This window comes from Aquisalimonas sp. 2447 (genome assembly GCF_012044895.1).
Lineage (GTDB): Bacteria > Pseudomonadota > Gammaproteobacteria > Nitrococcales > Aquisalimonadaceae > Aquisalimonas.
This window is the reverse complement of record NZ_CP050695.1, coordinates 1,859,899-1,878,487: the sequence shown is the minus strand read 5'-3', so window position 1 is coordinate 1,878,487 and position 18,589 is coordinate 1,859,899. Positions and strand designations below refer to the sequence as shown.

Sequence of the window (18,589 nt, the reverse complement as noted above, 5' to 3'; positions counted from 1 at the left end):
GACGTTGTCCTGATGTCGGTATATACCGTCCACCTTGGCCATAGGTCTGTGCTTATGCATTTCAGGTCATCGAACGAGGTGTCTGGAGATCTTCAGCACCGCCCAGGGGGTGTCCGCCCTCGGCGCGGGTACGCTCTGCCTCTTTGAAGGAGACCAGGCGCCGCTGGTCCTCATCCCAGAGGGCAAGCGGTACGCCCGCCAGGCTCTGGCGGAAGGTGATGCGCCCCACGTCCCGGAGTTCCGGATGGTCCTGCAGCACTTCACGGAGCCGGTACGACGGAATGCGACTGGACAGGTGATGGACATGGTGCACGCCGATGTTGGCGCTGAACCATCGCAGCAAGCCCGGCAACGCGTAGTACGAACTCCCATGAAAGGCCGCCTCATGGAATTCCCACTCGTCCTGGCGCTCCCAGTAGGTATCTTCGAATTGGTGCTGGACATAGAACAGCCAGACCCCCATTGCCGAGGCAAGCAGCGTAATGGGAAGCTGCACGAGCAGAAAATCCCCGACACCAACGAGCGCGATCACGCCGGCCGCCACCAGAACGATGCCTGCATTCGTGCCCATGGTGCTCACCCACGGCATCCACCCGGAGCGCATGAAACCCACCGGTAGCCGCTGATCGAGCAAGAACACGTACGCCGGGCCGATCCCGAACAGGACCAGTGGATGGCGGTACAAGCGATAGCGCAGCTTTTGACGCCTTGGAAGCGCTTGGTACTCCCGCACGGTCAACGTATCGATACCGCCGACATTGGGTCGGTCCAGGTTGCCGGAACTAGCGTGGTGGATCGCATGGCTATGGCGCCAGAAATCATACGGCGTAAGCGTAAACACCCCGATGACCCGGCCAACCCAGTCGTTGGCACGTCGAGAACGGAAAAACGACCCGTGGCCGCAATCATGCTGGATCATGAACAAACGCACGAGGAAGCCTGCCGCCGGCAAGGCAAGCACCAACCCAACCCAGTGGCCTGCGCTCACGGCAAGCCATGTCAGCCCCCACAGGAGCGCGAACGGGATTGCCGTAATGAGGATTTCCACAACGCTTCGCACGATGCGGGGTTCACGATAGCCACTCAGCAGGCGGCGCCACGCCCGGGGGTCGTCCGTGGTGTCGATATTCGACGCTTGTACACTCATCCAGCGACTCTCTAATTACTAATACGGACCATGCAAGTCGCAGTGCGATTCCGGTCTTACCGACGGGATCCGGCGGCAACCTGCTTAGGCGTTAGATTAATTCCGTCAATGGATGTTGTCTGTGCGCTACAGAACGCACCGTGCAGGGCTTCGGAAAAGGGCCGGAAAAGTGATGTCGGCTCGACCTATCGGCGATCAGAAGCGTTCTGACCCTCGGTGTGAAATCGCGTTCGTGTGTCCACGGACAGCGGTGTTGCCGGTCGCAGTCGCGGACTGTTTGATTGACCGGGATAATCCTACGACTCCCCTCCGGCGGTGCAACGTCTACGTCGCGGCTGCGGTGGCGGCTGGCCGGGTGTTGTCTAAACTCCAGCGGAGAAGGTTGGGTGTCGCGAATTCTGGTCGGGAAGCGCTTCAGGGGAAGGCCTCGACAAACCTCGGCCAGTGCCGCCGTCTCTCGCGTTGACGTCGCTTCACTGCTACGAGTGCTGCGCCGCACCTCGCCCACGGGCTCCAGGAGAGATGCAATGTACAGGAGAGATGCAATGTACCTGTCTTGCGCACGAGCGATACTGATCGGCGTCGGTCTCTGCACCGCCGGGGCCACCCTCGCGGAGACGTCGGCGCCGCCGGCATCGACGGTTCAAGAGGTTGAGGCTGGGGAGCTTTTCCCTCTGGTCCCAGGTGAAAGCACGTTTGAGGTGGTGGACGGAGACGGAGAGGGACGGCAGGTCGTGCTGGAACTGAGTTCCGCTGAAGGTGAAGGCCGCTGGGAGGTTCGATTCGGCGACTACAACATCCTCCATCTTCAAGAGCTTCGGGATGGCAGCCTGCTGCTCACCGGTCTGGACGTGCTGACGCAAGGCCAGACCGTGCTGTACGAGCCGCCCGTACTGCTGCTACCCAACAGGATCGTGCCCGACCAGACATGGAGTGCCTCCGGCAGGGCTACGGTCGTTAACAGAGAGACGCAAGAAGCTGTACACAAGGGTCAGTACCAGCACCGAGTCATGCCCATCACTCGAGAGCGGTACGCGACCCCGGCGGGTGATTACGAAGGCTTCCTGGTGCCAATCGAGCAGACCATCGATCTTGAGGCGCCGGCTGTGATCCGGCTGTGGCTCGATCTTGGTTTCTTCCCCGGCAAAGGTCTGGTGAAACGTTCGATGAAGTTCGTCGTCGACAAACCCATGTGGTTCGGCTCGACCACACGGCGCACCGCAGAGCTTGTCCGTTAGGGCCAAGCTTTGGCAGATCAGACGGGGATGACCAGCCCTTGACGACCGGCTGCAGGGGGGAGCCTGGTCGCTTCGTATCGTCCGTACAACGATGACGAATGGCGGGAACAACGCCTCGGTGACTTCTAGAAAAGCTTGGGAATCGGGTGGACGTTCACGTCCACCGGGTGCGGAATCGGCACACAAACCCGAGGTTTATTAACGACGCAAGCAGACGTTCCCAACCGTTGATCGAAGGTCGGCAACGGGTCGCTCTCGCCCTCACAGACGTGGGTTCTCTCCCCCTCTAGTCCACTTCGGCTTGCCGCCGATCGGGCGTTCTCTTGCCCTGCACTCTGCCCCACAAGCTGCGATCAACCGCGCAATGCCTGTATCCTTTCCAGCTTTGCCGGGCTCTTGACACATCCCTCGGACAGTCGCTGACCTATGACCCAGAACGCCATTTGGCATCCACCTCCCCTACGACTCGCCTGGTCCATCTGGGGACTCGGGGCAGCCCTGTACTTCGCGGGGTTTTTCCACCGCGTGGCTCCCGGGGTCATCACCGAAGAACTCATGCGCGAGTTCAACCTGGGTGCCGCAGGGCTTGGGAGCCTGTCGGCGTTCTATTTCTATACCTACGTCGCAATGCAGGTCCCGACCGGGATTCTCGCGGACCGCCTGGGACCTCGACCGCTGCTGGGCTGGGGCGCGCTGATTGCCTCTGCGGGCGCGCTCATGTTCGCCCTCGCTCCCAGTTTCGCGGTGGCCGCCGCCGGCCGGGCCCTGATTGGTGCCTCCGTCGCGGTGGCCTTCGTCTGCATGCTAAAGCTGGCTGCTCACTGGCTTGATGCGCGTCGCTTCGCTCTGGCCAGCGGCATGGCCCTTTGTGTCGGGATGATTGGTGCGGTGTCCGCCGGCGCGCCTCTGCGCCTGGGGGTCGATGCATTCGGCTGGCGGCCAGTGATGGTGATCATCGGTGTGGCCACGCTGATGATCGCCGTGCTTATCGCATGGTTCGTCCGCGAAGACCCGAGTGCGTACGGATATCGAAGCCATGCCCCGAAGGACGCCCGACCGCCGGAAAACGAAGGCATCCTTCAAGGCATTCTGAGCGTTTTCCGCTACCGCAATTCCTGGCTGCTGGTGTTGATCCCCGGGGGCGTAGTTGGCCCCTTGCTCACCTTCGCCGGTCTCTGGGGCGTTCCTTTCCTAACCAGGCACTATGGCATGTCCGCCAACGAAGCAGCCGTTTACACCTCGGCGCTGCTGCTGGCATGGGCCGCCGGAGGCCCCGCTTTCGGAGCGCTCGCCGATCGCATGCAAAGACGCAAGAGTGTCTACCTGGCGGGGGTGATTATCCTGCTCGCGGGCTGGCTCTTGGTCATTCAGGTCCCGGCGCTCCCGCGTGTCGTGTTGCTCGGTTTGCTGATCGTCATCGGCCTGGCCTCCGGCGCCATGATCGTCTCCTTCGCCTTTGGCAAGGAATCGGTCCCGCCCCATCTCGCCGGCACGAGCGCCGGCCTTATCAACATGGGTGTCATGGTAGGCCCGATGACCCTGCAGCCGCTTGTCGGCTGGCTCCTGGAGAGGTCCTGGGACGGCACCAGAGTCGACGGCACGCCCGTCTATTCACTCACCACATACCAGTGGGCCTTCAGCGCCATGCTGATCTGGACAGCAGCAGCCGTGGTCCTGCTTGCATTCACCCGGGAGACCTTCGGCCAGCAACAGCGTGGGGGCTCCTCATAAGGCTGCAAAGCTCACTCGGGCTGGGGTCGCCCTGTCGCTTACGGGACGATGTCTTAACCATCCAGCGTTGAAACACATCAGTGCACTCGATAACTGTATATATGTTCACCTTTCCTGAATGGCCATGACTTCAGTGTTCGCCTGCCCCGATCCGCATGCACCCTCTTGCGAGCACCCCCTTTTCCTCAAGCGGGTTGCTGCCAGCTTCCTCTCCCCTGTCCAGGATTATGTCGACGGCTCGCGGGATCTGAACGACCTGTGCATCGACCACCCAACGGCAACGTACTTTGTGCGCGCCAGCGGCGAATCCATGCTCGGCGCGGGCATCCATCCAGGGATGTAGATGCACCCAACGCCAAGCAACAGCTCGTGGTCAGCCGCACCTTCGGTCAGCGCATTGAGGGCGCGGCCGCTCTGCAAGAGGCCCTGGCACAGTTCACCACCAAGGCCGCAGAGAAACTTCGCAGGGAGGGCCAGCTCACTGGTGTGGTGCACGTTTTTCTGCGCACCAACGTCTTCAATACCGATGAGCCACAGCACACACCACAGGCCACTGGCCCCTTAGCGGAGCCCAGCGATGACACGCGGGTTCTGCTCTGCACCGTGCGCGCAATGGTGGAGCGAATGGTTCAGCCCGGTTTCCGTTATTCCAAGGCAGCCGTAGTGCTGATCGAGTTCACTGCGAAGACGGCTCGCCAGGGGGACCTATTCCAGGACAATGCGGCACGCGAACGCTCCGGACGGCTCATGGCCGCGATGGGTGCAATGAACGCGAGCCCCCATGGCCGGGTATTCTTCGCCGCACAACGCCGGGAAGACCCAAACTTCCGGATACGCCGGGACCACTTGTCACCCGCCTACACGACCCGGTGGGCGGAGCTGCCCCGCGCCACGTAGACGCCACGCCGCTGCCTGGAGTTCGCTCTGTGCCCGGCGACCTGGTTCGACGCGAGCAGTTACACTCTTACACGACAGCCGTTCATACGGCGCCGATCTGGACCACCAATGAAGTACATCGAACTCCCCGACGGCGAACGCGTCCCTGCGCTGGGCCAGGGAACCTGGCATATGGGCGAGCGAGTCCAAGACCGCCAGCGCGAGATCGCAGCCGTGCGCGCAGGAATCGACGCGGGCCTGACGCTGATCGACACTGCGGAGATGTACGCCGACGGCGGGGCTGAGCGCATCGTCGGCAAAGCGATGGGCGACCGCCGGGGCGAGCTTTTCGTCGTCAGCAAGGTGTTCCCGCACAACGCATCACGTTCGGGCATCCGCGCCGCCTGCGAGGCCAGTCTTGAGCGCCTCGGCACCGACCGGCTCGACCTTTACCTGCTGCACTGGCGCGGCGGCGCAAACCTTGGGGAGGCAGTCGCCGGCTTCGAGGATCTGCGACGCGAAGGGCTGATTCGCTACTGGGGCGTGAGTAACTTCGACGAAACCGACCTAGCCGACCTCTGGGCAGTATCCGGCGGTGAGAACTGCAGCGCCAACCAGCTCCTCTACCACCTGGGTCAGCGGACCATTGAACAAGACCCGCTACCCTGGATGCGGGCCCGCAGACTCCCGGCGATGGCCTACTGCCCGCTCGGCCAGGGGCGGCTGCTGAACGAGCCCGCACTGCGGGACTTCGCCGAGCGCAATGGAATGACCCCGGCGCAGGCCGCACTCTCCTGGCTGCAGTCCCATGAGGACGTTATCGCGATTCCGAAGACGAGCGACACTGACCGCCAGGTCGAGAACCGCGCTGCGGCGGAGATCACTCTCGACCAGAATCAGCTCGCAGAGTTAGACGGCCTGTTCCCAGCGCCGAGGGAGCGCAGTCCACTGCCCATCGTCTAGTCGCCCATTCCACCATGTGCACTTCACCCAGTATCAAGTACGCTTTGATCAACTGCCTGGCATCGCAGGAGCATCAGGCCATTAGATCCTGGCGCGCGGAACGCACCGGATATCCATCAATGACGACCGAAAGCCTCGTGACTGAACCACTCTATCGTCAGACGCCCTACCAAGCGGATTTCGAAGCGACCGTTCTCGCCGTCGACGAGACCGGTATTGTGCTCGATCGCAGCCTCTTCTATCCCATGGGCGGTGGTCAGCCCGGTGACGCCGGCACCCTGACCATGGAGGATGGGACGCATCTGGCTATCCACGACACGCGTCGCGATACCTCTGGCACCGTCCGCCACCTCGCGGCCGACGGAGTCACGCTCCCGAAGATTGGTGACCGGCTGCGGGGCACAATCAACTGGTCGCTGCGACACCAGCGAATGCGGGTTCACACGGCTCTGCATTTGCTATCAGTAGTGATCCCAGCGCCTGTGACAGGTGGCTCCATTGGCGACAACCAGGGCCGCCTCGACTTCGATCTGCCCGAGGCAACCATTGACCGGGAATCGGTAACCCACGAGCTCAACAAGCTGATCACCGCCGATTACCCGGTAACCACCGAGTGGATCACTGACGAAGAACTTGATGCCCGCCCGGAACTCATCAAGACCATGAGCGTAAAACCGCCGCGCACAGGAGGCTCCGTGCGCCTCGTGCGCATTGGCGATATCGATCTTCAGCCCTGCGGTGGAACCCACGTCGCGTCCACTTCTGAGATTGGGCCCATGCGGGTCCGCAAGATCGAAAAGAAAAGCCGTCACAATCGGCGCGTTAGCATCATCCTCGAAGAGTGAGATGGCTTCTGCGTCAATATGGAGCTATTGCAGGGAGATACCGCCGCCTCGGCCAGCGGCTACGGTCCGCTAGTCGACGTCATCCGGGAGCCTGGCGAGCAGTCGGGATTCATAGCTTTAGCGGCTAAAGGAGATGCGGCCCAATGACGAGCACGACGCAAGATCAGCGTCCAGGTGTCAATGCCGCGGTAGTCAAGGCCACAGTCTTATGGGCAGCCATCGGCATCCTGGCCGCAGTCAACGGCGTCGTGCGGGACACGCTACTGGAGCCGGCCCTGGGACCCACCCTGGCGCTCACCCTCAGTGGCCTCATGCTCTCGGTACTGGTGCTCCTGGTCACCTACGGCGGTTCACCCTGGTACAAATCCCGATCGACACCCTTCCTGGTGGGGATCGGCGTCTACTGGCTTGTTCTCACCATCTTGTTCGAATCGGGTCTTGGGTTGTTGGTGTCGGGACAAACATGGGAGCAGGTGCTCCGCCAGTACACGTTTGCCGAGGGCAACCTCTGGGTGCTCGTGCTCACTGTCATCACCGTCGCCCCATGGCTGACCGACAAAGTTCGACGCCAGGTCTGAGGGGTCTGCACGCTCTACGACTACGACGATGTGCTTCAGCTCGCCCTCCACCGGTTGCTCGCTGCTGAGCCGCTGGAAACCCGGGCTCGGCGACCAGAAGGCTTCGATCTGGCGCACTATGTCGATGAAGGGGGTCTTAACTTCACGCTGAGCGATGGGTCGCTCACTTTGGAGCTTTTACTGGACCCTGAGACCGCGTTCCACTTGCGCGAGACACCGTTGAGCCAGGATCAGGTCATGGAGGAGACGGCAGACAGACGCGTCCGGCTCACCGCGACCGTGGCCGACACCGCCCAGGTGCGCTGGTGGCTGCTCGGCCTTGGCGACCAGGTGGAAGTGATCAGCCCGCAGTCTCTGCGTGAGACCATTGCAACGACGCTGCGACAGGCGGCTGCCCGCTACGACTGATACACCCGGTACACAGCCGCAATGGGCTCCGGCCATCGGGCGAGGCAACGCCCTCGTCCTGGCTACCGCAGACCTGGCAGGTCTGCGCGGCCGTTGTCTGCAACCAGGTAATCACTCGCGCACAGGCCTTGCGCTGGGCGACAGCGAGGCCCGTGACGTCGCAGTGGACCATGAGCTGCCCGGGCCGCTCCCGGATCACCACACTGCGGGCCTCGCGCAGGGAGGCCGCGCCGGCGCGGGCAAGGCCCCGCCAGCCGGGGCTGTGGACCTGAACCGAATCAAAGGTGACTTCTTCGATCATACCGCTCACCATGAGTACTGTAATTATATACACTATCATGACGAACCATTGAGAATGGAGGCAACCCGCTGGGCGTCTTTCTGCGACACGAAGCGTCGCAGCGCAATGCCACACTGAATGCCCAACAACAGGAGACGCTCATGCTCGGAGCCATTGCCGGCGACATCATCGGATCCATCCACGAGTTCGGCCCGCCGGCGGTGCCGGGGACACCGCTGATCCAGCCCCACAGTCACTACACCGATGACACTGTGCTGACCCTTGCCACCGCCCGCTGTCTGCTCGATGGCATCGACTACGCCACGGCCTACCGGGAGGCCTACCAGGCGAATCGAGGCCAGTCCTGGGGGCTTCGGTTCATTGAGTGGGGGAATGACCCGAACCGCGGTCCGTACAACAGCTTCGGCAATGGCTCGGCCATGCGGGTGAGCCCCATCGGGTTCTGGACGCGGTCCCTGGAGGAAGCACTCCGTGAGGCCGAGCGCTCCGCAGCCGTTACCCACGATCACCCAGAGGGCATCCGCGGTGCCCAGGCGACCGCACACGCCATCGTGCTCGCCCGCACCGGAGCGTCCGGCGAGGTGATCCTGGAGGCGGTGCGCGAGAACCACGGCTACGCACTGGATGAACCGATTCCCGTCATCCAGCGCACCTCCCGGTACAACGAGATCTGCCAGGGAACGGTGCCGCCGGCGATCCGCATTGCCTGCGATGCGGGCTCGTTCGAGGAAGTCATGCACGTGTGCATCGGACTCGACGCGGACACTGACACCCTGGCCTGTATTGCCGGGGGCATCGCCGAGGCACGGTTCGGGGTGCCGGCGTGGATCCGTGAGGCGGTGATGGAGCGCCTGGAGCCCGAGCAGATCGCGTTAGTCGAGCGGTTCTACAGGGAAGCGGCGAACCGGACGGACTAATTACAAGGGAGGTATCGGAATGTCGAAGACAGGGCTCGAGAAGGGTGTCGCCACCAGTCATTCCTCGCCGCTGCAAATCGCCGCGGTGCACGCACCCGGTGGCGGCGTGATCGGGATGACGCTGTGCCCGGGCAAGATCGGCCCGGGTAACCGGCATCCATGGGTGCGGAACCTGGAGCGGGATCTGGACGCCCTGGATGCCTGGGGTACCGATTGCCTGATCACGCTTATGGAGCTCCACGAGTTGATCGACTACCAGGCCCAGGATCTGGGGGAGCGGGCCCGCGCCCAGTACGGTGAGTCCGGCTGGTTGCATCTGCCGATCATGGACTGCAGCACGCCGGATGCTGTTTGGGAAGCACAGTGGCAACTCTGGCGCGACCCGCTCCATGACCGGCTCGGCCGGGGCGAGCGAATCGTCATCCACTGCCTGGGCGGCCTGGGGCGCACTGGACTCGTCGCCTGCCGTATCCTGATCGAGCGGGGCATGACGCCACAGCAAGCCCTCGAAGAGGTTCGCACCGCAAGGCCCGGGGCGGTGGAGACAGCCCCACAAGAGCAGTACATTCGTCGAGCACACTGGCGGGAGTAAAACATGGGAACGCTCACGGACAGGATGTTGGACGACGACGGCCATCTCACCGTCAAGCGCCTTGCCAGCGAGATCGGCGAGCCAGAGGATCAAGTCCTCATTATCCTCGGTCTGGATACCGCCTCCGCCGACGAGGCAACCCAACAGCGGCTGCGGGAGGTCGTCGAGATTCTCGAGCGCACCGAGGCGTGGGCCGGCTCCCCGAATACCGCCTGGCAGTGGTATGTCACAACGCCCATCCCCGCACTCTGCGATACTCCGGCAGCCATCGTGCGATCCGGGTGGGCTGATGACGTAATTTCCTACATCGAGCACATTGCAGAAGGCGGTTATGCGTAGAGCCCTGTGCACAACGCGACAGCCAGGCGCTCTCCCCTCCCCTTCGTATGCGGCCTTCACTCGGCGCCTGAGACATGCCCGGCACATCGCGTCGCCCTTTTCCGGATTCCGCCGTGATCTCTGCGCTTTTCCCATGGCTGTGAACGCATCCATTGCCGCGCCCGCAGCAATCCTTCCCGTTGTCCGAATAAGACGCAGCGAATAAACATACACATCCCTTCAGCTCGGGTTGATTGAACCCGCAAAGAACGGAAAACCCGTTGGCTTGCCCATTTTCGATCTCGTGTTTTCATACTGACAAGCTCGATAAAACTCGAGTGACACATTAAGAGCACATCAATCCCAAAGCCCTACGGGCTAATTGGTATCCATTGAAAAGGTAATTTCTCATGACGGATGAAAAATCCCGCACGCCAAAACGTGAAGACGACCCTCGCTTCCCTGATCGTTGCAACCAGATGCTGCGCAACATCACCCCGGGGACGGCGAGCCGCGACCTGGAGAACGAAAAACCCGATCCGCTCTCTTATGATGACATTCTCGAGGCAGTCCAGGCATTGGAGCGCACCGAAGCAAGAACCGGGGAAGACCCGACTCGTTTCGACGTTCTAGCCGCCATTTTTTACAGCCTCTACGACCGCAAAGACGCAGGCACCGACTTCCTCCGAATGCGGTTTCTCCGTCAAGTGCAACGCTTTTACTTTCATCGTCACCGGGCGGAGGCAATCCGGTAACCCTCATGGATTCATAGGAGAGCAGAAAATCGAGAGCCTCCTCGGCTAGCCGGGGAGGCTCTCGCCGTGTCGATCGAAAAACCTCAATGATTCATCGCGGAGAACTGCGCAGCCACGGAGATCACGCTCGACCGGGATCAGCTCGCAGAACTCGACCATCTGTTCCCAGCGCCCACCCAACGCGTTTTCCCGCCCATCGTCTAGTCGACCCGTCGACGATGTGCATTGACACCAGCATCAGCTGCGCTTGGACCAGCTGTCTGGCATCCAGGACAATCGGGCCATTCGAGTGTGGGAGGCGGAACGCACCGGTTACTCATCACGCGGTGACGTCTGCGGCGTTGTTTGCCACCTTGAGGACGACGAAGTTCGGATACGGAGCTTTGCTCGCCTAATCTCACCGACCAAGACGTTTCCCCCGCCGCGCTTCCCATCCTCAAGCTGCGTTCCTTCCCTCAAGTTCCCGCAGTCGTCGCCGCAGGAACACGCGAGTCGCAAAAGTCCCTACAGAGCAGGAAACTCCTTTGCGTTCCTGGCAGCGCCGCCATAGCGCGCCTACCTATTGCAGAAACGTCATTGCCCACATGACTGCACCCCAAACCGCCACCGAGGCCTACAGGGAGCATTCAGCGTCCAGGGACCATCTTCTTTCCCCACGTACTCAATGATGGGGGAAAACTCTCTAAATTGGATCCGGACTGGCTGGGTTGGAGCAAGAGATCCGCTTTTCGAATCAGACCTGAATACGAAGCAGATGCAGCGAAGTCCAGTAACAATTTTCTACTGAGTGCCAACCCCTTGTGAACTGCGCATCGGTTCTCCTTTCAATCTTGCCCATTTATTCAAATATGCTAATGCGCACGCGAACATCTAACTCTCCTTCTTTTACCCGAAAACTTGCCCTTTTTTAAATCCATGAGATGGTTGCTCTGCCTTTTCACGAGGCAAATCCTTTCTGACCATTTAAAGAGGTTTATACAATGAGTAAAGAAAACACGATTGCAGCGTTCGACACGGACGAATCTCAGATCGCGGAAACACTGGGAAAGGCCGCTGACAGGAACGGGACGGTCACGGCCTCTCGCTTGAGGAAAGTTAACCGGAAGGTCTATGAAGACCTGATGAAGATGGAAGGCGGCTGGCGTGCGGCTGCTCAAGAGCGTGGCTTTCTGTTCCCTAGTACCCGGCGCGGTCGGTGGAACGACCGGAACGAGCTGATCAGCGTTGCCCAGACTGTCGCTCTTCAGGTGGGCCGGGCCCCGACTCGACAGGATCTTATCAACGCCGGGTATGGGTCTGCTCTCGTGTACATCGGGAAGCACTTCGATGGAATCGATGGACTCCGGGAGGCCGCAGGAATTGCGACCACGAAGGACACTCGGCAGAACGGCTGGCATAACGATCCCCAGGCACTCCACGATGAGCTGGTGAAGCATACGGACGGTGGCCATCGGCTCCCGTCGGCCTTGCGGATGCGCGCCCTGGACAGTTCGCTCGAGGCCTTCGTCCGTTACCATTACGGGTCTTGGGAAAGCGGAGCCAACGCGCTCGGCTTCGAGGTTGTCGGCGCAAGAAAGAAGTGGTCCTGCGACGAGATTGAGCGCTTGTATCTTGACGTCGTCCGCCGTCACGGGCGCACCAGCATGCGCGATCTTACTCGCATTCTCTCACCAGGCTTCGTCCGTGCCGTTCAGCGTCGCTACGGTTCGCTCAGGTCCCTGCAGGAGAAGCTCGGCATCGAATCCCGGGAGCTTATGGCGCCCCAAGGGTTTTCCGTGTCGTCAACGGCCGAGCTTCGCGTTGCCGTTGCCTTGCACCATCTGGGGATTCCGGTGACGCGAGACTGCTTGGTTTTCTCCGATGGAACGAGGCGCGAGCCGGACTTTCTCATCCAGTTTGGCGGCTCTGTTCAACTTAAAGGTTGATTGCTTGTCGTCCCATCGCTGAGGCAACGATTTCGTCCGCATGGATGCCCTGATGCTTCCAGCTTGTCAGCCGCATCCACGCCAGGTAGTTCGGCAGATACTTCGTGGCAACGCCGCGAAGGCGGTAGAGAATCCAGCCCTGGAGGCGGCCGTGGTAGTTGTTGACGTTCTGCACATGGAAGCCGCCCTCGCGCACGTGGCCGTGATAACTGGCGACGAAATGCTTCGTGGTCACGCCCAACCTCTCACCGAGGCGCTCATAGGCGGAGTGGCCGTCAGTGCAGACCACCGTGTCCGTATTCTTGACCACAGGCGCGAGTGCCTTGCTGATCTCGACACCCGAGACGCGCCCCAGCACGCGATCTGTCGTGAACGGCTGACCGCGCACGCGCCCGACGAGGACAGGAACCCATTCGTCGTTGCTGCGGCCACCACCGCCGCCTTGTCCGCCGCCACGCCGGCGCGGCGCACGCGCCATCTTGCGCGATCCCTTCTGGGAGCGCCGGAAGTAGGTCTCGTCGACTTCCAAAAGGCCCGAGACGCTCGAAGGCTGGTGATCCACCGCATTCTCAAGGAAGCGGTGGCGCCAGCGGAACGCCTTGTCGATGGTCATGCCGAGTTCCCGAGCGGTGGCGCGGATGGTCATGCCTTGGCGCATGCAGTCCGCATACGCAGCGAACAACTCCTTGTCGCGCAGCCGGGACAGCGGCGTGCCTGTGGTGGCGTTCGAGGTCTTGCCGCACTCCCGGCACAGCCAGCGCTGAAGTCCACGGCGACGGCCGTTGCGCACAACGCGCTCACTCACACAAAAAGCGCATGCCGGCGGCTTGGCGGCTTCAATCACAGCGAGGCTCGACCCCGCGCCCTGACCTTGGGTCAGCGTCTCGCGCAAGCGCTTGCTTTGAGTCGGGGTCAGGCTCTCGACAGAGGAAAGCAACTCTTTGAATTTCTTGGAATCCATAGACAATCAGGCCGTTGCGAGGAAACGGCCATTATACCAATCAACCCTTAACTTGAACAGAGCCAGTTTGGCGAACAGCACAACGTGGCGGTTGAAGTTCTCATGACAGATGAGGGGACAGCCAAGGGAGACGTTGAGAGCGAGTACGCGAGGAACTGGCAACGCCGGAAGCGCACCTATGAAGAGAACGGCTTTCCCTATATCACGATTACTCCAAGCGACCTCCAGGATCCTGAGTCACTGATTACACGACTCGCGAACCTCGAACCAGAATCGGTTCCGGTCACAGCAGTGGGCTTGGCCCAAGGCAGCTGGGATCGCTATACAGCACCGCAGTGGACGCGCGAGAAGGTCCGCGATGAGGTAATGGCATACGCCGCGAACAATGGCGGATACATGCCAAGTCAGTCCCAGCTTCATGCAGATGGGCGGGCAGACCTGGTCAAGGCGATCCACACGTGGTGCGGCGGTTTCGGCCCGCTGCAACGACGCCTGGGCCTCATGCCCGCGCCGATTCATGAGAAGCAGTACCGTTCTCGGGACCAAATGCTGGATGACCTGCTAGCAAAGGGCCGTGAACTCGGCAGGCGACCGAAAGCACTGGAGCTCCGGCAGGTCCACTACCTTGCGTTGCTCCATGAATTCGGTGGACTTGAAGCAGCATGGACTGCTTTGGAGCAGAGTCACGACAGGGCCGTCGATACGGACGACGCAGACTAAACCAATAGACAGGCATCATCTCCCCACGGATGGGGAGGGCCTTTTACGGTAAACCCATTGCCGCCGGCCGAATCCGGGTCGGCGGCAGCTTTCCCGTGCCCCGCGGACGGAGATCCCACATGCCCCCGGTTCCTCGCCCACGCCCAATCTCCCTCTGAGGCCTGACTCTCACCTGACAACCCGCGGCCATCGGCCGTGGTCATGTCTCAGGAGAAACACCGGCGGCACCAAACGTTGCAACTATCGAGAGAGAGAGCGGGCTCACTGCATGCTGTTGTTGAGTTGACCGGAGAGTGATCAGGAGCATCCATCCGAATCATTGGCTTCTATCGCAGGACTCTCTGCAAGACCGTGCAGCCTTCGCCCGACGCCGCGTCCGTGGAGAATCCTGCCAACTCGCCACTCTCTCCCCACAGAGACCAATTGCAAAGGCCCCCAACCTCCCCCAAGGTAACGCCACCGTGGCGGCCGAAGTCGCCACATCCTTTCGCAGAGGAGGTTTCGATCCGTGATGTACAGGGTGCAATACAGCCAACGCGGCCCGGTGCCGGAGGACGTCGTCGAGGTCGTCGAGTTTGAGCCACCGACCCTGCAGGATGACCAAGTCCTTGTCGACGTGCTCGCAGCTCCCATCAATCCCTCTGACCTGCTCACGCTCACCGGGGATTACGGCGTCTTGCCGAAGTTGCCGGCCACGGCAGGTAACGAGGGCGTGGGTCGGGTTCGGGAACTCGGTCCGAACGCAAGCAGTCTCGAGCAGGGGCAAACAGTCCTGCTGCCGGTCGGCATCGGCACCTGGGCAAGCCACATTGTCGCCAAGGCGCCTCACCTGATCCCTCTCCCGGACCAGGCCGACCCCCAGCAGCTCTCGATGGTGACCGTCAATCCGCCCACAGCGTCCCTGCTCCTGAGCGAATTCGTGGATCTGGGTCAGGACGACTGGGTCATCCAGAATGCGGCAAACTCCGGTGTCGGCGGCTACCTCATCCAACTTGCAAAGATGCGGGGCATCCGCACGGTCAACGTGGTACGCCGAGAGTCTGCAGCCGCGGAGTTGCACGCCATGGGTGCCGACGTCGTCCTGACCGACGGGGACGATCTCCCGGAGCGCGTACACGCGGCCACGGATGGTGCGGCAATCCGCCTTGGCATCGACGCGGTCGGCGGCCCCGCGACCGACCATCTGGCGAGTTGCCTCACGGACGGTGGCCTGGTGGTGAACTACGGCCTGATGAGTGGCGAGCCGTGTCACGTCTCACCGAAAGCGCTGGTCTTCCGGGACATCACCCTCAAGGGCTTCTGGCTGGCGCACTGGTTTCAGACATCAAGCCGCGAACAGCAAAAGGCGCTCTACGGGGAACTCACCGCCCTGATCGCCAGCGGCAAGCTTCAGGCCCGCGTGGGTCGCACCTATGATGTGCGGGATATTCGCGATGCCATTGCGGAAGCCGGCAAGGGTGGTCGCGACGGCAAAGTGCTGATCGTGCCAAAGACAGACTGAATCGCGACGGACCCCCGGCGACTTCCGTGTCCCGGCTGCAACCGCGTCTTGATCCGCTGGGCGCCACGTTGAGGTGGCGTTCAGCGTTCCGTGCGACCCGCTGCGTCGCTACGCGACGCGATCGAGAAGCTCGGGGCCCTCATTCCGCGGGGAATTAACACGGGTGCTTACCGGATAGGCATCCATCAGTTCGGCCGGGAACGGCGCCAGCGCCGCCCGGGCATCGTCACCCGAGCCTTCAAGCCACGCATCGCCCTGCTCCGGAGTTACCATGGCCGGCATTGCCCTGGGAGTTCGGCGTGAAGGTCTCGGTGGCGGTACCCAACCGGTAGAGCTTCTTGGTCGGCTGCCGTTCCATGCCGAATAACCCGTTCGACGGCCACATCCTCGCAGGGAGACGCTGGAGCAGACCGAGATCCTGAGCGGTGTGGCACCGAAGCGCTGCTACGTCGATCGTGGCTACCAGGGCGCGGTGGGTCCCCGGCGTGCGCATCTTCCGCTCCGGGCAAAAGCGCGGCGTGAACACCAGAACGCTGAAGATGGAGCTCAAACGCCGCAGCGCCGTCGAGGCGGTGATCGGGCACATGAAAACGGACGGCCGCATGGACCGCTGCCGGCTCAAAGGTGCTTTGGGCGATGCGCTCAACGCCGTGCTGGTCGCCGCCGGGCACAACATCCGGCTGCTGCTCCGGGCGATGGCCACCCTTTTGCGTCAATTACTCCGCCGGCTCGTGTTGATGATCGGTGCCGGAATCAAGGTTCAGGACTTTGACCCGTTAATGAAGGCCGCCGCGTGAAGGGTTATCCAGGACGGACTATCTCGCGCTCCTTCTGATCGAGACTCTCCTCTATCTGACCCTAATCCGTACCGTCCCCCCCTACTGCCTTGGGGGGAATTTCTTAAATTCCCCTTCCCTGCGCGCGCGCAGAGGGGGGGAATGTTTTAGTAAAACTCTTTGACCGTTTTGCGCAAATCTGTAACTGCTTGTTTTAAGAAGACTTTTTTCGTAGATTCTTTTTCCTCTAAAAATTCCCCTTCCCTAGAGAAGGGGAATTCTTCATGATTTTCCCGCGATCTAGCTGGGTCTACTGTAGGTAATTGTTTTTTCTTCTTATTCTGGCTCCCTGTTTACCCATGAAAAATTCCCCCTCTCTAGGGAAAGGGAATTTTTGTACGGTTCGTAGCAGCCCAGACATCCATCTCTAAATAACTGTTTTTTAGGGATTTTATTTATCTCGTGTACTCTTTACAAATTCCCCCTCCCTAGAGAAGGGGAATTTGCTGATTTTTTTTACAAGGACAGCATTATCCCATCGCCGCCCCCGGCAATCATGCAAAGCGCCCGCCTTTTGATCGCTACTTATTGCATGAAACAGATGAGCCCCAGGCGGCAGCGACGGGCACAAGCGGCATAGCCCCTGGAGCGCGACCTCTGTGTATCTCTGGTGTACCCGTGGGTCGACTGAGGGGTAAACATTTTCTTGAAAGCGCATACCTCCAGGAGCTGAAGCACACAAATTGAAACTGATGTAGGTGCTCTGGGAGGTGATTCCGTCCGAGAAGCCAAGTTCCAACACCACCGAAAGGGTTACTATGGGCGCACTTGCAAGAGAAAAACCGTGGCGGGAGGAGTTTGTGCACCAGGGTCTGTACGAATCCATAGCGCAGGACCGGGTCATCTGGGGCACGCCGGCGGCTGAGGCAGTGGTCGCGGAAGCCAACCGGCGCGACGCGAGTCGGGTCTTCATCGTCGCCAGCCGCACTCTGAACCAGATGACGAGCGTGGTCAGCGCCGTAAGCGATGTATTGGGCGACCGCTGCGTCGGGGTCTTTGACGAGTGCCGCGAGCATACGCCTCGGGAGACGGTGATCGCCGCCGCCAACGCGGTGCGCCAATGCCATCCGGATCTGATTGTCTCCGTCGGCGGCGGAACCGTCATCGACACCGTCAAGGTGCTACTGGTGGCGCTGGCTGAGGACGTGCAAACCCCGGACGAACTCGATCACTGGCATGTGCGCGTGAATGCCGACGGCAGTCGACACATCCCAGCGGTCCGCTCGCCACCGCTGCGCCAGATTGCTGTGCCGACAACGCTCTCCGGCGCCGAGTTTTCCGCTCTGGGAGGTGCGACGGATACTAGACGCAAAGCAAAGCATGCATTCACCGGGCGTGAAATCGGCCCAGCCACCGTCATTCTCGATCCTGCTGCAACACGTCACACGCCTGCGTGGCTTTGGCTGTCCACGGGCATCCGTGCTGTGGACCACGCAGTGGAATCCATCACCTCCGTCGCACCCGTCCCGCTCGTGGACGGCTGCGCGCTCTATGCCCTGGAGCTTCTGGCCGAGGCGCTACCACGCACACGCACAAACCCGGACGATCTTGCGGCCCGGCAACAGTGCATGCACGGCGCCTGGCTCGCCAGCCAGGGCATTCTGCGCGTCCCATACGGTGCCAGTCATGGCATCGGGCACAGTCTGGGGGCGGTCACCGGCATGAGTCATGGTTATACGTCCTGCGTGCTGTTGCCGGCAGTCTTGCGCTGGAATCGCGGCGCCGCGGAGGGAGCGGCCCGCCAAGCGCGCATCGCCGCCGCGCTGGGGCGCGATGACGGCGATGCGGCCGCGGCGGTGGCGGAACTGATCAAGGCGTTGGGTTTGCCTACTCGCTTGCGGGATCTGGACATCCGCGAAGATCTATTTCCCGTCATTGCCGAAGGCGCCATGGACAACCTTTGGGTGCGCACCAACCCGCGTCCGATCAAGAGCACGGACAACATCGTGGAAATCCTGGAGAGCGCTTACTGAGCCA

At 61.4% G+C, this 18,589-nt stretch carries 19 protein-coding genes and 1 pseudogene; 17 read left to right on the top strand and 3 right to left on the bottom strand.

The window, feature by feature from the left end; all coding sequences use genetic code 11:
- Positions 1 to 61 precede the first annotated feature (61 nt).
- The gene (locus tag KU884_RS08845; protein WP_167782299.1) at positions 62 to 1,147 is read right to left on the bottom strand and encodes a fatty acid desaturase; all 1,086 of its coding nucleotides are present in this window, start codon (positions 1,145 to 1,147) and stop codon (positions 62 to 64) included.
- A gap of 545 nt (positions 1,148 to 1,692) precedes the next feature.
- On the opposite strand from KU884_RS08845, the gene KU884_RS08840 reads away from it, so the two are divergent.
- The 13 genes from KU884_RS08840 to KU884_RS08780 all read left to right on the top strand — a co-directional run bounded on the left by KU884_RS08840 (position 1,693) and on the right by KU884_RS08780 (position 12,594).
- A complete protein-coding gene (locus KU884_RS08840) occupies positions 1,693 to 2,385 on the top strand; it encodes a hypothetical protein (protein WP_167782298.1) in 693 nt (230 codons plus the stop codon).
- Between the two features lie 555 nt (positions 2,386 to 2,940).
- Positions 2,941 to 4,116, top strand: coding sequence for an MFS transporter (locus tag KU884_RS08835; protein ID WP_254432222.1), 1,176 nt, complete (start codon positions 2,941 to 2,943; stop codon positions 4,114 to 4,116).
- A 124-nt stretch (positions 4,117 to 4,240) separates the two neighbouring features.
- Positions 4,241 to 4,459 (top strand): S24 family peptidase, encoded by a 219-nt coding sequence (locus KU884_RS08830; RefSeq protein ID WP_174813725.1) that lies wholly within the window; start codon positions 4,241 to 4,243, stop codon positions 4,457 to 4,459.
- 26 nt (positions 4,460 to 4,485) lie between these two features.
- Positions 4,486 to 5,013, top strand: coding sequence for a DUF4113 domain-containing protein (locus KU884_RS08825; protein ID WP_167782296.1), 528 nt, complete (start codon positions 4,486 to 4,488; stop codon positions 5,011 to 5,013).
- A 108-nt stretch (positions 5,014 to 5,121) separates the two neighbouring features.
- Positions 5,122 to 5,955, top strand: a complete 834-nt coding sequence (locus tag KU884_RS08820) for an aldo/keto reductase (RefSeq protein WP_167782295.1) — start codon at positions 5,122 to 5,124, stop codon at positions 5,953 to 5,955.
- 119 nt (positions 5,956 to 6,074) lie between these two features.
- Positions 6,075 to 6,800 (top strand): alanyl-tRNA editing protein, encoded by a 726-nt coding sequence (locus KU884_RS08815; protein WP_167782294.1) that lies wholly within the window; start codon positions 6,075 to 6,077, stop codon positions 6,798 to 6,800.
- Between the two features lie 143 nt (positions 6,801 to 6,943).
- Positions 6,944 to 7,378 carry a hypothetical protein gene (locus KU884_RS08810; RefSeq protein WP_167782293.1) on the top strand — a complete coding sequence of 145 codons (435 nt, stop codon included), beginning with the start codon at positions 6,944 to 6,946 and terminating at the stop codon, positions 7,376 to 7,378.
- A 30-nt stretch (positions 7,379 to 7,408) separates the two neighbouring features.
- Entirely contained in the window at positions 7,409 to 7,786 is a 378-nt protein-coding gene (locus tag KU884_RS08805; RefSeq protein ID WP_167782292.1) for a YafY family protein, read from the top strand.
- Positions 7,787 to 8,227: 441 nt separating this feature from the next.
- Complete coding sequence (locus KU884_RS08800; protein ID WP_167782291.1) at positions 8,228 to 9,004, top strand: ADP-ribosylglycohydrolase family protein; 777 nt, start codon at positions 8,228 to 8,230, stop codon at positions 9,002 to 9,004.
- Between the two features lie 19 nt (positions 9,005 to 9,023).
- Positions 9,024 to 9,596, top strand: coding sequence for a cyclin-dependent kinase inhibitor 3 family protein (locus KU884_RS08795; protein ID WP_167782290.1), 573 nt, complete (start codon positions 9,024 to 9,026; stop codon positions 9,594 to 9,596).
- Between the two features lie 3 nt (positions 9,597 to 9,599).
- Positions 9,600 to 9,935, top strand: coding sequence for an XRE family transcriptional regulator (locus tag KU884_RS08790; protein WP_167782289.1), 336 nt, complete (start codon positions 9,600 to 9,602; stop codon positions 9,933 to 9,935).
- A 389-nt stretch (positions 9,936 to 10,324) separates the two neighbouring features.
- A complete protein-coding gene (locus KU884_RS08785; RefSeq protein WP_167782288.1) occupies positions 10,325 to 10,669 on the top strand; it encodes a hypothetical protein in 345 nt (114 codons plus the stop codon).
- Positions 10,670 to 11,649: 980 nt separating this feature from the next.
- A complete protein-coding gene (locus KU884_RS08780) occupies positions 11,650 to 12,594 on the top strand; it encodes a hypothetical protein (RefSeq protein WP_167782287.1) in 945 nt (314 codons plus the stop codon).
- On the opposite strand, the gene KU884_RS08775 is transcribed toward KU884_RS08780, so the two are convergent.
- On the bottom strand, positions 12,584 to 13,555 hold the full coding sequence (locus KU884_RS08775; RefSeq protein WP_167782286.1) for an IS1595 family transposase: 972 nt from the start codon (positions 13,553 to 13,555) through the stop codon (positions 12,584 to 12,586). The two genes, KU884_RS08780 and KU884_RS08775, sit on opposite strands and share 11 nt — an antisense overlap.
- 102 nt (positions 13,556 to 13,657) lie before the next feature.
- Here KU884_RS08775 and KU884_RS08770 point away from each other — a divergent pair, with 102 nt between their 5' ends.
- Positions 13,658 to 14,275, top strand: a complete 618-nt coding sequence (locus KU884_RS08770; RefSeq protein WP_167782285.1) for a hypothetical protein — start codon at positions 13,658 to 13,660, stop codon at positions 14,273 to 14,275.
- Positions 14,276 to 14,786: 511 nt separating this feature from the next.
- Positions 14,787 to 15,776 carry a zinc-dependent alcohol dehydrogenase family protein gene (locus KU884_RS08765; RefSeq protein WP_167782284.1) on the top strand — a complete coding sequence of 330 codons (990 nt, stop codon included), beginning with the start codon at positions 14,787 to 14,789 and terminating at the stop codon, positions 15,774 to 15,776.
- Between the two features lie 108 nt (positions 15,777 to 15,884).
- On the opposite strand, the gene KU884_RS08760 is transcribed toward KU884_RS08765, so the two are convergent.
- Entirely contained in the window at positions 15,885 to 16,049 is a 165-nt protein-coding gene (locus tag KU884_RS08760) for a hypothetical protein (protein WP_167782283.1), read from the bottom strand.
- An 11-nt stretch (positions 16,050 to 16,060) separates the two neighbouring features.
- Between KU884_RS08760 and KU884_RS18980 the strand changes: the two are divergent.
- Both KU884_RS18980 and KU884_RS08750 read left to right on the top strand, forming a co-directional pair.
- Positions 16,061 to 16,573: pseudogene (locus KU884_RS18980) on the top strand (transposase); the annotation flags it as partial.
- A 749-nt stretch (positions 16,574 to 17,322) separates the two neighbouring features.
- Positions 17,323 to 18,585: an iron-containing alcohol dehydrogenase gene (locus KU884_RS08750; RefSeq protein WP_217351453.1), complete on the top strand. Its 1,263-nt coding sequence runs from the start codon at positions 17,323 to 17,325 to the stop codon at positions 18,583 to 18,585.
- Positions 18,586 to 18,589: the final 4 nt, after the last annotated feature.

Excerpts from the sequence above, each read along its gene's own strand:
- KU884_RS08815 (WP_167782294.1), top strand. The coding sequence starts at position 6,075 with ATGACGACCGAAAGCCTCGTGACTGAACCACTCTATCGTCAGACGCCC.
- KU884_RS08770 (WP_167782285.1), top strand. The coding sequence starts at position 13,658 with ATGACAGATGAGGGGACAGCCAAGGGAGACGTTGAGAGCGAGTACGCG.
- KU884_RS08835 (WP_254432222.1), top strand. The coding sequence starts at position 2,941 with ATGCGCGAGTTCAACCTGGGTGCCGCAGGGCTTGGGAGCCTGTCGGCG.
- KU884_RS08820 (WP_167782295.1), top strand. The coding sequence starts at position 5,122 with ATGAAGTACATCGAACTCCCCGACGGCGAACGCGTCCCTGCGCTGGGC.
- KU884_RS08845 (WP_167782299.1), bottom strand. The coding sequence starts at position 1,147 with ATGAGTGTACAAGCGTCGAATATCGACACCACGGACGACCCCCGGGCG.
- KU884_RS08840 (WP_167782298.1), top strand. The coding sequence starts at position 1,693 with ATGTACCTGTCTTGCGCACGAGCGATACTGATCGGCGTCGGTCTCTGC.
- KU884_RS08765 (WP_167782284.1), top strand. The coding sequence starts at position 14,787 with ATGTACAGGGTGCAATACAGCCAACGCGGCCCGGTGCCGGAGGACGTC.
- KU884_RS08790 (WP_167782289.1), top strand. The coding sequence starts at position 9,600 with ATGGGAACGCTCACGGACAGGATGTTGGACGACGACGGCCATCTCACC.
- KU884_RS08810 (WP_167782293.1), top strand. The coding sequence starts at position 6,944 with ATGACGAGCACGACGCAAGATCAGCGTCCAGGTGTCAATGCCGCGGTA.
- KU884_RS08780 (WP_167782287.1), top strand. The coding sequence starts at position 11,650 with ATGAGTAAAGAAAACACGATTGCAGCGTTCGACACGGACGAATCTCAG.
- KU884_RS08785 (WP_167782288.1), top strand. The coding sequence starts at position 10,325 with ATGACGGATGAAAAATCCCGCACGCCAAAACGTGAAGACGACCCTCGC.
- KU884_RS08800 (WP_167782291.1), top strand. The coding sequence starts at position 8,228 with ATGCTCGGAGCCATTGCCGGCGACATCATCGGATCCATCCACGAGTTC.
- KU884_RS08795 (WP_167782290.1), top strand. The coding sequence starts at position 9,024 with ATGTCGAAGACAGGGCTCGAGAAGGGTGTCGCCACCAGTCATTCCTCG.
- KU884_RS08760 (WP_167782283.1), bottom strand. The coding sequence starts at position 16,049 with ATGGTAACTCCGGAGCAGGGCGATGCGTGGCTTGAAGGCTCGGGTGAC.
- KU884_RS08830 (WP_174813725.1), top strand. The coding sequence starts at position 4,241 with ATGACTTCAGTGTTCGCCTGCCCCGATCCGCATGCACCCTCTTGCGAG.
- KU884_RS08775 (WP_167782286.1), bottom strand. The coding sequence starts at position 13,555 with ATGGATTCCAAGAAATTCAAAGAGTTGCTTTCCTCTGTCGAGAGCCTG.